General features: G+C 55.3%; 12 protein-coding genes. 6 read left to right on the forward strand and 6 right to left on the reverse strand.

The features are described 5' to 3' along the window. The first annotated feature begins 3 nt into the window (after window positions 1-3). The 3 genes from qseG to glnB all read left to right on the forward strand — a co-directional run bounded on the left by qseG (window position 4) and on the right by glnB (window position 2,512). Window positions 4-678, forward strand: coding sequence for a two-component system QseEF-associated lipoprotein QseG (gene qseG / locus RCF31_RS18275; RefSeq protein WP_313683568.1), 675 nt, complete (start codon window positions 4-6; stop codon window positions 676-678). Continuing rightward, entirely contained in the window at window positions 678-2,009 is a 1,332-nt protein-coding gene (gene glrR, locus RCF31_RS18280) for a two-component system response regulator GlrR (protein ID WP_299456035.1), read from the forward strand. The genes qseG and glrR overlap by 1 nt, the downstream gene beginning before the upstream one ends. A 164-nt stretch (window positions 2,010-2,173) precedes the next feature. Next, on the forward strand, window positions 2,174-2,512 hold the full coding sequence (glnB, locus tag RCF31_RS18285) for a nitrogen regulatory protein P-II (protein ID WP_007886217.1): 339 nt from the start codon (window positions 2,174-2,176) through the stop codon (window positions 2,510-2,512). A 60-nt stretch (window positions 2,513-2,572) separates the two neighbouring features. Here glnB and hmpA read toward each other — a convergent pair whose 3' ends face one another. Then, the gene (gene hmpA, locus RCF31_RS18290; RefSeq protein ID WP_416411881.1) at window positions 2,573-3,757 is read right to left on the reverse strand and encodes an NO-inducible flavohemoprotein; all 1,185 of its coding nucleotides are present in this window, start codon (window positions 3,755-3,757) and stop codon (window positions 2,573-2,575) included. Window positions 3,758-4,096: 339 nt separating this feature from the next. On the opposite strand from hmpA, the gene glyA reads away from it, so the two are divergent. Next, window positions 4,097-5,350, forward strand: coding sequence for a serine hydroxymethyltransferase (glyA, locus tag RCF31_RS18295; RefSeq protein ID WP_084876335.1), 1,254 nt, complete (start codon window positions 4,097-4,099; stop codon window positions 5,348-5,350). A 50-nt stretch (window positions 5,351-5,400) separates the two neighbouring features. On the opposite strand, the gene RCF31_RS18300 is transcribed toward glyA, so the two are convergent. The 5 genes from RCF31_RS18300 to RCF31_RS18320 form a co-directional block, all read right to left on the reverse strand. Then, complete coding sequence (locus RCF31_RS18300) at window positions 5,401-6,417, reverse strand: ABC transporter ATP-binding protein (protein ID WP_416411882.1); 1,017 nt, start codon at window positions 6,415-6,417, stop codon at window positions 5,401-5,403. A 1-nt stretch (window position 6,418) separates the two neighbouring features. Beyond that, entirely contained in the window at window positions 6,419-7,414 is a 996-nt protein-coding gene (locus tag RCF31_RS18305) for an ABC transporter ATP-binding protein (protein ID WP_416411883.1), read from the reverse strand. A gap of 18 nt (window positions 7,415-7,432) precedes the next feature. Continuing rightward, window positions 7,433-8,284 carry an ABC transporter permease gene (locus tag RCF31_RS18310; RefSeq protein WP_416411884.1) on the reverse strand — a complete coding sequence of 284 codons (852 nt, stop codon included), beginning with the start codon at window positions 8,282-8,284 and terminating at the stop codon, window positions 7,433-7,435. Next, complete coding sequence (locus tag RCF31_RS18315) at window positions 8,281-9,219, reverse strand: ABC transporter permease (protein WP_416411885.1); 939 nt, start codon at window positions 9,217-9,219, stop codon at window positions 8,281-8,283. The genes RCF31_RS18310 and RCF31_RS18315 overlap by 4 nt, the downstream gene beginning before the upstream one ends. 85 nt (window positions 9,220-9,304) lie before the next feature. Continuing rightward, window positions 9,305-10,897: an ABC transporter substrate-binding protein gene (locus RCF31_RS18320; protein WP_416411886.1), complete on the reverse strand. Its 1,593-nt coding sequence runs from the start codon at window positions 10,895-10,897 to the stop codon at window positions 9,305-9,307. Window positions 10,898-11,195: 298 nt separating this feature from the next. On the opposite strand from RCF31_RS18320, the gene RCF31_RS18325 reads away from it, so the two are divergent. Together RCF31_RS18325 and RCF31_RS18330 are read left to right on the forward strand one after the other, a co-directional pair. Beyond that, on the forward strand, window positions 11,196-12,191 hold the full coding sequence (locus RCF31_RS18325) for a GntR family transcriptional regulator (RefSeq protein ID WP_416411887.1): 996 nt from the start codon (window positions 11,196-11,198) through the stop codon (window positions 12,189-12,191). Further along, the gene (locus tag RCF31_RS18330; protein WP_299456058.1) at window positions 12,178-12,873 is read left to right on the forward strand and encodes a creatininase family protein; all 696 of its coding nucleotides are present in this window, start codon (window positions 12,178-12,180) and stop codon (window positions 12,871-12,873) included. Before RCF31_RS18325 ends, RCF31_RS18330 begins: the two co-directional genes overlap by 14 nt. Window positions 12,874-12,899: the final 26 nt, after the last annotated feature.

Below are 12,899 nucleotides of genomic sequence, written 5' to 3' on the forward strand. Positions count from 1 at the left end.
TCAATGAATTTATCCCTCAACAAATTATGCGCCGCCAGCCTGCTGGTGTTCAGCCTGGCGGGTTGCCATGCACCTTCTGCAGACAACGCCCTCAGGGACGACAGCATCCAGCCGGAGCCGCAGGTGCGTCTGCCGGACTATCTGGCGACTGACTGTGGCAGTGTCTGGCAAATTGAATATCCGGCAGCCATGAGCAACCCATTGTATTGGCAGCGTGCCATTGATTGTGCGGAACGTCTGTCACCGGCCGAGGCCCGGGCGGAAGCACGTCGCTGGCCGGTGCAGGGCTGGTCCCGTGCCTTTAAGCAGGGCATATTGCTGGCCAACGGCAACGTAACGCCACAGGAGCGCCGCGACTATGTTGATACGCTGGATGGCTACAGTACGACGTTTCCGGCGGCAGTTCGTCCGCTGATTCAGCTGTGGCGCAGCAACCAGGCCGCTCAGCTTGAGCTGAGTGACGCGCGTGGCCGCTACGCACGGCTACAGCAAAGTACCGATGCCGAGCTGGATAGCCTGCGCCAGCAGCAACGCACGCTTCGTACCTCGCTGGCAGATACGCAGCATAAGCTGGAGCGTCTGACGGATATCGAGCGTCAGCTGTCCTCGCGTAAAGCGCCCGACAGCAGCGACACATCGCACAGTGCCAGCGGTACGGCGAATGAGGAGCAGCCATAATGAAACAGGCCGCACGATTATTGCTGGTGGATGATGATCCGGGGCTGCTGAAGCTGCTGGGAATGCGTCTCAGCAGCGAAGGCTATCAGGTCGCAACGGCGGCCAGCGGGCCGGAAGCCTTACGTCATCTGCAAAAAGAGAAGGTCGATTTGGTGGTCAGCGACCTGCGTATGGATGAGATGGACGGTCTGGCGTTGTTTGGCGAAATCCAGAAGCGCCACGCGGGTCTGCCGGTGATCATCCTGACTGCGCATGGATCGATCCCGGAAGCGGTTTCAGCCACCCAACAGGGCGTATTTAGCTTTCTTACCAAACCGGTGGATCGTGATGCGTTATACAAAGCGATTGATGAGGCGCTGGCCCTGCGTGCACCCGAGATCGATGATGGCTGGCGTGAGTCTATCGTCACACGTAATCCGCTGATGCTACGACTGCTGGAGCAGGCGCACATGGTGGCGCAATCCGACGTCAGTGTGTTGATCAACGGCCAGAGCGGCACCGGTAAAGAAGTGCTGGCGCAGGCAATTCATGCCGCCAGCCCGCGTGCCAGTAAACCTTTTATCGCCATCAACTGTGGCGCGTTACCGGAGCAGTTGCTGGAGTCTGAGCTGTTCGGCCACGCCAGGGGGGCGTTTACCGGCGCGGTGAGTGCCCGCGAGGGGCTGTTTCAGGCAGCGGAAGGCGGCACGCTATTCCTCGATGAGATTGGCGATATGCCGCAGGCGTTGCAGGTGAAGCTGCTACGCGTGCTGCAAGAGCGCAAGGTTCGTCCGCTCGGCAGTAATCATGATGTCAGTATCAATGTGCGCATCATTTCTGCCACCCATCGTGATTTGCCTAAAGCGATGGAAAAGAAAAGCTTTCGCGAAGATCTCTACTATCGCCTCAACGTGGTGAACCTGAAGATCCCGGCGTTGCATGAACGTGCCGAAGATATTCCCCTGCTGGCGAATCATTTGCTGCGTCAGTCTGCCGATCGTCATAAACCCTTTGTGCGCAGTTTTTCCGTGGACGCTATGAAACGATTGGTGGGAGCCAGCTGGCCGGGTAATGTGCGTCAACTGGTGAACGTCATCGAGCAGTGCGTGGCGCTGAGTACCTCACCGGTGATTGGCGATGCGCTGGTTGAACAGGCGCTGGCAGGTGAGAACACCGCATTGCCGACGTTTGTTGAAGCGCGCAATCAGTTTGAACTGAACTATCTGCGTAAGCTGCTGCAAATGACCAAAGGAAATGTGACCAATGCTGCGCGTCTGGCTGGACGTAACCGCACCGAGTTTTATAAGCTGCTGTCGCGCCATGAACTGGACGCCAGCGATTTTAAAGAGTAGCTTTCTGCCGCTGCGATTCGGCCTGTTGCCCCGGCATTCGGACAGAAAGCAGGAGAAAGTCCTGTTTTGACGCCACAGACGGCTCTGAGCCAGCGGCTGCGGCAGGAACATTTATACTATCTGTTACCCGTCCGGCCACGGAGGGAGTGAAAAAAGGATCTGTGATGAAAAAGATCGATGCAATTATCAAACCATTTAAACTCGATGATGTACGCGAAGCGTTAGCGGAAGTCGGCATCACCGGGATGACGGTCAGCGAAGTGAAAGGATTTGGTCGCCAGAAAGGTCACACTGAACTGTATCGTGGTGCCGAGTATATGGTCGATTTTCTGCCGAAAGTAAAAATCGAAATGGTGGTGGGCGACGATATCGTTGATACCTGCGTTGAGACCATCATGAAAACTGCGCAAACCGGCAAAATCGGCGACGGTAAAATCTTTGTCTTTGACGTGGCACGTGTAGTGCGTATCCGTACCGGTGAAGAAGACGAAGAGGCGATCTAATCGCAGCTTCAGATTGCTGAAAAGCCCGCAAATGCTGCGGGCTTTTTGTTTTTTACTGAGTTATAGCACCTTATGCGGACCAAACACTTCGTAATGAATACGGTCGGCGGTGACACCCGCATCCAGCAACTGGCGTGCGACAAACTGCATAAACGCCAGCGGGCCACAGAACCAGAACTGGCGATCGGGCTGACTGAGTTCAGCAGAAACGCCCGCTAAATCCATCAACCCCTGCGCATCGTAATGACCGGCGTCAGCAACGGCAGGCTGGCGATACCAGACATGGCTGCTAAAGTTCGGCAGACGGCTGCCCAGCGCCTGGACTTCCCCGGCGAAGGCATGTTGCTGGCCGTCTTCCGTTGCATGCAACCAGGTCACTGCGGCCGGATGTTGTTGCTCTGCCAGGCTGGCGAGCATTGCCAGCATCGGAGTCTGGCCGACACCTGCTGAGATCAGGGTAACAGGCGTCGCAGGCTCTGCCTGGAGGAAGAAATCGCCCGCCGGTGCCGCGCATTGCACCACATCCCCGACCTGCGCTTCGTCATGCAGCCAGTTGGATACCGCACCCTGATCTTCACGTTTCACCGCAATACGATAGAACTGACCATTTGGCTGGTGGGTGAGTGAATATTGACGATGCTGTAGATTGCCCTTGCTGTCCGGGCGCAGGGTGATGGCCAGATACTGACCAGGCAGGAAATCCGCCACCGCTGCACCATCCACCGGCTCCAGTTCAAAGCTTTTAATCACGCTGCTTCGCGGCTGAATGGCACGAATACGGAACTCACGCGCACCACGCCAGCCACCGGTTTTCGCTGCGGACGCGCGGTAAATCGCTTCTTCACGCTGGATAAACACCTCAGCCAGCACGCCATACGCCTTGCCCCATGCCTGCAGCACCTCATCCCCCGGATTCAGCAGTTCCTGAATGGTCGCCAGCAGATTTTCACCGACGATGGCGTACTGCTCGGGCTGAATATTCAGGCTGGTATGTTTCTGGGCGATTTTTTCCACCGCAGGCAGCAGCACTTCGAGGTTTTCCAGATTGCTGCCGTAGGCGCAGATGGCGTTGAACAGCGCTTCACGCTGGTTGCCACTGCGCTGATTGTTCATGTTGAACACATCCTTGAGTTCCGGATGCTGCGTCAGCATACGCTGATAAAAATGGCCGGTGAGCTGTGGGCCTACTTCGGCAATAGCGGGCAGGGTGGATTTGATGATAGCGATGTCTTGCGCGTTGAGCATGGGTGAATCCTCATAGCATTTTAAAAGTTGTATTTTAAATGCATCTTATAATCGCGAGCATGTGGTTGTAAATCCCCCTGAATGCTCAGGGATAAATCAGGTTTACTGGAATCTCTGCCGCAATCCTGAAATTTTTTCCGCTTCATTCTGAGGAAATATCGTGATTCTCTGGCTTGCAAAAATGCGTAAAAAACCCGTTCCAGCGCCTTGCCAATCGTTTGCGTAAAAAGAGGGGATTGCTGCTACCGTCACCTGCCAAAACGGTTTACACTGTTGGCCTTCGCCCCTTAGCGGGGCTTAAATTGCCGTTAAAAAAGTTAGCTGAGTCAGGAGATGCGGATGTTAAAGCGTGATATGAACATTGCCGATTATGATGCCGAGTTGTGGCAGGCGATGGAGCAAGAGAAAGTGCGCCAGGAAGAGCACATTGAACTGATTGCTTCTGAAAACTACACCAGCCCGCGCGTTATGCAGGCGCAAGGTTCACAGCTCACCAATAAATACGCGGAAGGGTATCCGGGCAAACGCTACTACGGCGGATGTGAATACGTTGATATCGTTGAACAGCTGGCGATTGATCGCGCGAAAGCGCTGTTCGGCGCAGACTACGCCAACGTGCAGCCGCACTCTGGTTCTCAGGCAAACTTCGCGGTTTACACTGCGCTGTTGCAGCCGGGCGACACCATTCTGGGTATGAACCTGGCACACGGTGGTCACCTGACTCACGGTTCACCGGTTAACCTGTCCGGTAAACTGTATAACGTGGTGCCTTACGGCATCGATGAAACCGGCAAAATTGACTACAACGAGCTGGCAGAACTGGCGAAAACCCATAAACCGAAAATGATCGTCGGTGGTTTCTCTGCTTACTCTGGCGTGGTTGACTGGGCCAAAATGCGTGAAATCGCTGACAGCGTTGGCGCGTACCTGTTCGTTGACATGGCACACGTGGCGGGTCTGATCGCGGCTGACGTCTATCCGAACCCGGTTCCGCATGCACATATCGTCACTTCAACTACCCACAAAACCCTGGCGGGTCCGCGTGGCGGCCTGATCCTGGCGAAAAACGGTGATGAAGAGCTGTACAAAAAACTGAACTCTGCGGTGTTCCCTGGCGGCCAGGGCGGCCCGCTGATGCACGTGATCGCCGGTAAAGCCGTCGCGTTCAAAGAAGCGATGGAACCTGAGTTCAAAACTTACCAGCAGCAGGTTGCTAAAAACGCCAAAGCGATGGTGGAAGTGCTGATTGAGCGCGGCTACAACATCGTATCAGGTGGCACCTATAACCACCTGTTCCTGATTGATCTGGTGAGCAAAAACCTGACCGGTAAAGAAGCGGATGCCGCGCTGGGCCGTGCTAACATCACCGTCAACAAAAACAGCGTACCGAACGATCCGAAGAGCCCGTTCGTGACTTCCGGTGTGCGTATCGGTACCCCGGCAGTCACGCGTCGCGGCTTCAAAGAAGCTGAAGTGCGTGAACTGGCAGGCTGGATTGCTGATGTGCTGGACAACATCAACGACGAAGCCACCATCGAACGTACCAAGCAGAAAGTGCTGGATATCTGTGCTCGTCTGCCGGTTTATGCCTGATTTCGCATAAGCGCGTGGCGATAGAAAGGATGGCGAAAGCCATCCTTTTTTTATGTCCCGGATTCAAAGGGAACCAGGTGACAGGCCACGCGCTGACCACCGGATTTCAGTGCCAGCACCGGCCGCTCAGTGCGGCAGCGATCGGTAACAAATGGGCAGCGGGTGTGAAAGCGACAGCCGGACGGGGGGGCAAGCGGGCTGGGGAGTTCGCCGGTCAGGCTGACATTTTTCCCGCGGTCGTCAGGGTCCATACTCGGTGCCGCGCGTAATAAGGCCTGGGTATAGGGATGCAATGGCTTGATAAATAACGTTTCCGTATCAGCCACTTCCACCACTTCGCCAAGGTACATCACCGCCACACGATGCGAAATATGTCTGACTAGCCGCAGATCGTGGGCGACGAACAGCACCGTCAGATTGAGTTTCTGCTGCAAATCCAGCAGCAGGTTTACCACCTGTGCCTGCACTGACACATCCAGCGCCGAAACCAGTTCATCGGCGATCAACACCTGCGGCTCCACGGCCAGCGCGCGACTGATGCCAATACGCTGGCGCTGCCCACCGGAAAACTCATGCGGCAGTTTATCGATGGCGTCGACAGGCAGGCGCACCAATTCCATCAACTCACGGATACGCGCCGGAATATCTTTTTTCGCACACATGCCGTGCACCGACAGCGCTTCGGTCAGTACCTGGCCGACGGTCATGCGCGGGTTAAGTGAACTGTAGGGATCCTGGAAAATCATCTGCACCTGGCGGTTAAAGCTACGGCGTTCTTTGCCACGCAGCGTCGCGATATCTTTGCCATTGAAGTAGATTTTGCCTTCGTTAGTTTGCAGCAGACCCACCATAGTGCGCGCCAGCGTGGATTTACCGCAGCCGGACTCACCAACCACTCCCAGTGTCTCACCCTGCATCAGTTCCAGCCGGACGCCATTCAGCGCCTGTACAAACTTACGGGGTTTACCCTGCACTTTTTCGAGGATGGTCTGCGCCACTGGGAAGTGGACGATCGCCTCCTCGACGCTGACGATTGGCAGGCTGTTGTGTGACAAAGTTTCACCCATCTCAGATGCCCTCCATGACGTTAAGGTTAGCGTGATGATGACAGGCAACCTGATGTTCGCTATTCAGCGCCTCAGGGGGCGGCACCTCCCGCAGGCAGATGTCAGTTTTATAGCGACAGCGCGGGCTAAAACTGCACCCCTGCGGCAGGCTGAGCAGCGACGGCGGTGTGCCCTCAATCGACTGTAGTGGTTTTCGCTCGCCGCCGTTTTGTGGCACCGAGGCGATCAACCCCTGGGTGTAGGGATGACGTGGCTGGCTGAAAATTTCCCGCACCGGTGCGCTTTCGACGATACGTCCGGCATACATCACCGCCACGCGATCGCACAGCTGAGCAACCACGCCGAGATCGTGGGTGACAAAAATAATTCCCATCGCTAACTGGTCACGCAGGTTGAATAGCAGCTTGAGGATTTGCTCCTGAATGGTGACATCCAGCGCGGTGGTGGGCTCGTCGGCCAGCAGCAGACGGGGATTGCCCGCCAGCGCAATGGCAATCATCACACGCTGGCGCATCCCGCCGGAGAACTGGTGCGGATAATCGTCGAGACGCAACTCCGGTGCGGGGATCCCCACCTGATTCAGTAACTCAATGGCGCGCTGGCGGCGTTGTTTACGCGTTAAATCGGTGTGGGCGGCCAGACTTTCCTCAATCTGCCGCCAGACGGTTAACACCGGATTGAGGGCGATCATCGGTTCCTGAAAAATCATCGCGATTTCACCGCCGCGAATGCTGCGCAGCTCCGCCGGTTTCATACTGGTAATCTCGCGCCCCTGCCATTTCACTGAACCCGAAACTTCGGCGCTGGCGGGCATCAGGCGCAGCAGAGAACGCAGGGTGACGCTTTTTCCCGAGCCGGATTCACCGACCAGCCCGAGAATTTCTCCCGGTTTGAGGCTGAAACTCACGTCCTGAATCGCTCGCAGGCTACCGCGCGAGGTATGAATTTGGGTGTTGAGCTGCTGCACCTCAAGCAAAGGGGAAGTCTGGCTGGGCATAATTCGCTCTCATGTTCACTAACGGCTTCCAGGACGCAGCCAGTCTGCCAGCAGATCGCCAAACAGGCTGAATCCCAGGCCGGTTAATACGATGGCAATACCGGGGAAAATCGTTATCCACCATGCGGTATCCATGAAGTTCTTACCAGAGGCGATCAGCACCCCCCATTCGGCGGTGGGCGGTTGTGCGCCGAGGCCGAGATAACCGAGGCTGGAACCCAGCAGGATCGCCAGCGCCATATCGGTCATCCAGTACACCAGCGTGGTGGTAATAACGTTCGGCAGCACGTGACGGAAGATAATGCGCGGTGTGCTGTAGCCCATGACTTTGCCTGCGGCCACGTATTCCAGCCGTTTCTGAATGCTCACTTCACCGGCAATTAACCTGGCGTAGAACACCCAATAAATAATACCGACGGCGATATACATGCTATTCAGTCCCGGGCCGAGAATCGCGACGATAGCGATCACCAGCACCAGTAGCGGGAAGGTGACTACCGCATCGACGATCCTTTGAAACAGCATCTCGGCCACGCCGCCGAAATAGCCGACCAGCAGCCCAACCAGGGTGCCAAACACCATCGGGAACAGTGTGGTGAAGAAGGCGATTTGCAAATCAATCTGGTAGGCATACACCACGCGCGAAAAGATATCGCGTCCAAAGTTATCGGTGCCAAAAACGTGTTGCAGGTTCGGCCCTTTGAGGATGGCGCGGTAGTCGAACTTCAGCGGGTCGGCGGTGGCAATCAGATGCGGAAAGAACGCCATCAGCAGGCTGAGTAGCAGGATGACGCAGCCCAACAGTGACGACCAGGGCAGATATTTGCGCCACTTGCGGGTGAGGGATCGCTGGATAATTAATTCACTCATCGTGCCCTCCTTGGGTCAATCATCACCTGTACGATGTCGGTGATAAGAAAAATCAGCGACACCAGCACGGACAGCACGATTACCAGTCCCTGAATCATCGGATAGTCGCGGCTGAAAATGCTATCGACCATCAGGCGCGCGATGCCGGGCACGGCGAACACCGTTTCGGTGATTACCGCGCTGCCGATGGTGGTGCCGATATTGAGGGCAAACAGACTCAGCATCGGGATCAGCGAGTTACGCAGCACATGGCGCAGCAACACTACCCGGCTGCTCAGCCCTTTAGCGCGGGCGAAGGTAATGTATTCCGCATCGAGCACCGCGATGATCGAGTTGCGCAGGCTGCCAATCAGCACCGATGTGATGCTTACAGCCAGCGTCATCGCCGGAAGAAACAGATGATAGATGCGCTGTCCCCAGCTATCGCCATAACCGCCGACCGGGAACCAGTGCAGTTGCGCAGCGAAAACGGTCAGCAGCACCAGGCCGATATAGAAGGAGGGCATCGACAGCGTAACCTGCGATGCGCCGCGGATGGTGATATCGGTGACGCTGTTGCGTTTAAGCGCGGAAATAAAGGCCAACGGGATCGCCATCAGCAGCGAAAATAGCGCGGCCATGCCGGTTAACAGCAGGGTGACCGGCAAACGTTCGGCGATCACTGCCGTCACCGGGGCATGCATTGCATAGGAGTTGCCCAGATTGCCACTGGCGACCTGGCGCACAAACCCGGCAAACTGCACGGGCAGCGACTGATCCAGCCCCAGCTGTTGATTGATACGATTAACATCAGTGTCGGTGGCGCGGTCGCCGATCATCGCACTGGCGGGATCGCCAGGTAGCAGACGCACGATGGTGAAAGTCACCACCAGAATGACCAGCAGCGTCGGGATGATCAGCAGAATGCGTTTTAAAATATAACTCAGCTCAGTCAACGCGTGCTCCCAAATCCAGCGTAATGGCGCTGTAGTCGCTACAGCGCCAGATGGCTGGATTTCACTCGGTGTAATGAATGGCGAATTACTTCTTCAGCCAGGTTTCGGTGAAGATGTTATTACCCAGTGGGATCTGGACGAATCCTTCGACATTTTTCTTCAGCGCGACCGGATAAGAACTTTCATATAACGGGATAGTCGGACCGGTGCTGTTGTAGATGTCCTGGATTTGTTTGTACTGCTCTGCGCGTTTCGTCGGATTGGTTTCCTGCTGTGAGGCCTCAAACAGCTTATCCAGCTCGTCACTTTTCCAGCCTGAATGCAGCGCCTGAATGTTCTTCGAATAGGCGTAGTAGGAGGTGATTTCGTTTGGATCGGCGATATCGTCGGTCCACGGCCCAATGCGGGTGCTGAAATTCCCCTTGCGGAAGTTGGCGTTCAGCGTGGCGTTATCCATCTGGTTGATGGTTAATTTAACGCCAATCTGCGCCCACATCTGTTGCAGGCCGGTGGCAATGCTCAGGCTGTCTTCATTACCCGCCAGGATATTCATGCTGGTGCTGAAGCCGTTAGGATAGCCCGCTTCTTTCATCAGTGACTGCGCTTTTTCCACATCCACCGGCCAGAGTGGTTTGGTGCCGGAGTTCAGCGGGGTAGAGGTTGACATAAACGAAGTCATCGGTTTACCCAGCCCGAATGTCACCAGCTGGATGATGCCGTCTTTATCCGTGGCATAGTTCAGCGCAGCGCGTACCTTCGGGTTCGCCAGTGGGTTCGGCTTGCCGTCGATCTCTGGCCGTGCGTTGACGCTGGCGACTTCGACACGGGTTGACGGGAACAGCGCCATATTCAGTGCCGGATTGCCCTGCAACTCCTTAACGCGTGAGTAAGGGATAAACTCGGCCCCGTCCAGCTCACCAGACTGCAACTTCAGGATGCGGGTGGCATCGTCAGGAATGATTTCAAACTTGATGCCGTCAAGGTAGGGCAGGGCTTTGCCATCCGCGCCTTTTTCCCAGTAGTACGGGTTACGCACCAGCGTCATGGTGGCGTTATGTTGCCACGATTTCAGCATAAAAGGGCCGGATCCAATCGGATGTTCAGCGAATGCCGCCGCTTTGTCGTGATCGGTGGCACCCGGTTCCGCTTCGAACTGTTTCTCCGGCATGATCGCGGTGTTGAAAACCGTCAGCGCGGTAAGGATGGCAGGATCGGTATGCGACAGGTGGATCACCACGGTATGAGGATCGCTGATGGTGACGTTATCGATTGCGCTGACCAGAAATTGCCATACGCCGTTACCTGGTTTGGCAGCACGTTCAAGTGACCATTTAACGTCTTCGGCGGTGATGGGCGAGCCGTCAGAGAATTTAGTATCAGGGCGCAGGGTAAGCGTGACGCTTTTACCGTCTGCCGCCAGTTTCCAGGCCGTTGCCAGACCTGGTCTGATGCCCTTGCCATCGTTGGTCGGCAGCAGCAGGGTGTCATACAGGTTGGAGAGGATCCAGATATCGTTATTGCTTTCATTCAGGACCGGTTCGAGGAAATTACTGTCGGCGTAGCGGCCATAAGTCAGGGTTCCGCCGCGCTGTACTACCTCTGCTGCCTGTGCGGCCAGGGTGTTGAAGGCACTTGCTGCCAGTAAGGCGATTAACGTTAATTTAGGCATAACTTTCATTACCTTGCCTCTCTGTTGAGTCAGAAAAAAATGCTTGTCAGGCACCTGTTTGTCACCCTGAAAAGAAGGGAGACGGAACCTGCAAAAAATGGCGGTGATGATTGTGTTCTAGTTAACTGGTACGATAATTGAAGGATTGCTCATAAACTGTCAATGATTAGCGCAAAAAAAATGCAAAAAAATTCAATGCTGTTATAACAAAAAGTTATTTTATGATTATTTTTTGCGTTAACGACTTGCGTTGATGCAAAAAACAGCATAATTGTATTAACAGACCAGTACACTTTCAGGGTAGGTAATGGAATTCCACCTCGACCGAGAATCTTCGATCCCGCTGGGGGCGCAGTTACGCGGCATCATTGAATACGCCATCACCTTTGGTGCGTTAAAGCCCGGCGAGCAGTTGCCTTCGGTGCGCGAAATGGCCGATTTGGTTGGTGTCGCGCCGATGACGGTGGCGCAGGTCTATCGCGAATTAAGGGCGGCGGAGCTGGTGTACAGCAAGCCAGGTGCCGGAACCTTTATCGCCGATGCATCACTGTTGCTCGGGTCTTCAGAGCATGATGTCAATGAGTTGCATCAGCACCTGGATGCCTTTATCAATTGCGGCATGTTGATGGGGTTGAGTGCCGCCGAACTCGGTGCGCTGGTCAGCAGCCGTTATGGCGAAAAGCAGCGTCAGCTCAAGAAGAAAACCGTCTTTTTCATTGGCAATTTTATTGATGCGGCGCGTGATTACGCACAGTGCATCGCGGAAACGCTGGGTGACATCGCGGCGGTAGAAGCGACGACCCTCACCGATTTGAAACAGGATGAGGTTCTGCGCCAGCGAGTGGCCAGCGCCGATTTACTGCTGACTTTTGCCCATCGTCGGCGTGAAGTCAGCGAGCTATTTACGGGGCAGCCGTTGCTGAACATCAGCTTTATTCCGTCCGAAGCCACGCGCCGCGCGCTGGCTTCGCTCGAACCGCTGACCCGCACGCTGGTGGTATCGATTTTTCCAGAATTTACCGCGCTGATGACGCATGGCGTGGCGCGCTTTGCTCCACACGTCACTCAGGTCACGGTGGTTCACAGCGATGATCCCCGGCTTGGCGAATTATTAAAAGAGACCGATGCCCTGGTGTACGCCACCGGCGTTCAGGAACTCACCGCCCAGCTGGGAGAAAAACAATCTTCTTTTGAATACAGGCACGTACCTGATGCAGGAGAAATCCAGCGGGTTGTTGTCCCGTTGCTGCAGCAGGAAATTTTACACGCGTCCAACACCGGGGACCGTAATGAAGATCAGTGAAATGAACTGGCAGCAATTAGCACACTATCTGACCACTGACGATAGGGTGATTGTGCCGCTCGGCAGTACCGAGCAGCATGCGCTGTTAAGCCTGTCAGTGGATTCGATTCTGGCAGAAAGAGTGGCAACCGAGGCCGCAGAGCCTTATGGCATTCCTGTTTTTCCCGTGATGCCTTTTGGCATGACACCCGCGTTTAGTGATTATCCCGGCACCATCAGCCTCAGCATGCAAACCTATATCTGCCTGCTGAATGACATCCTCAATAACCTGAAGCGGCAGGGGTTTCGGCGCATTCTGTTTATCAATGGTCACGGCGGCAACTCACCGGCGCAAAACATTTTCAGCGAATGGATGGTGAACAACCCGGGGGTGACGGTGCAATTACACAACTGGTGGAATGCGCCAAAAACCTGGGCAAAAGTCATGTCCATCGACCCGATAGCTTCGCATGCATCGTGGATGGAGAATTTTCCGTGGACGCGTTTGCCTGGGGTGACGCAGCCTGAGCAGCAGAAGCCGCTGGTCGATCTGGTGACGTTGCGCAAAATGGACCCGATACGCGCCAAAGCCTATCTCGGTGATGGCAACTACGGTGGCTATTATCAGCGTGCCGATGAGGAAATGCTGGCGATCTGGCAAACCGCGCTGGCGGAAATTCGCGAGATTATTGACGCGCTTTAGTGTGCTGAGGCGCAACTTTCCCGGAG

Origin of the sequence: Pantoea sp. App145, from assembly GCF_047947045.1 — a bacterium.
Classification (GTDB): Bacteria; Pseudomonadota; Gammaproteobacteria; order Enterobacterales; family Enterobacteriaceae; genus Pantoea.

Excerpts from the sequence above, each read along its gene's own strand:
- RCF31_RS18330 (WP_299456058.1), top strand. The coding sequence starts at position 12,178 with ATGAAGATCAGTGAAATGAACTGGCAGCAATTAGCACACTATCTGACC.
- RCF31_RS18305 (WP_416411883.1), bottom strand. The coding sequence starts at position 7,414 with ATGCCCAGCCAGACTTCCCCTTTGCTTGAGGTGCAGCAGCTCAACACC.
- RCF31_RS18325 (WP_416411887.1), top strand. The coding sequence starts at position 11,196 with ATGGAATTCCACCTCGACCGAGAATCTTCGATCCCGCTGGGGGCGCAG.
- RCF31_RS18320 (WP_416411886.1), bottom strand. The coding sequence starts at position 10,897 with ATGAAAGTTATGCCTAAATTAACGTTAATCGCCTTACTGGCAGCAAGT.
- RCF31_RS18300 (WP_416411882.1), bottom strand. The coding sequence starts at position 6,417 with ATGGGTGAAACTTTGTCACACAACAGCCTGCCAATCGTCAGCGTCGAG.
- glnB (WP_007886217.1), top strand. The coding sequence starts at position 2,174 with ATGAAAAAGATCGATGCAATTATCAAACCATTTAAACTCGATGATGTA.
- qseG (WP_313683568.1), top strand. The coding sequence starts at position 4 with ATGAATTTATCCCTCAACAAATTATGCGCCGCCAGCCTGCTGGTGTTC.
- hmpA (WP_416411881.1), bottom strand. The coding sequence starts at position 3,757 with ATGCTCAACGCGCAAGACATCGCTATCATCAAATCCACCCTGCCCGCT.
- RCF31_RS18310 (WP_416411884.1), bottom strand. The coding sequence starts at position 8,284 with ATGAGTGAATTAATTATCCAGCGATCCCTCACCCGCAAGTGGCGCAAA.
- glrR (WP_299456035.1), top strand. The coding sequence starts at position 678 with ATGAAACAGGCCGCACGATTATTGCTGGTGGATGATGATCCGGGGCTG.
- glyA (WP_084876335.1), top strand. The coding sequence starts at position 4,097 with ATGTTAAAGCGTGATATGAACATTGCCGATTATGATGCCGAGTTGTGG.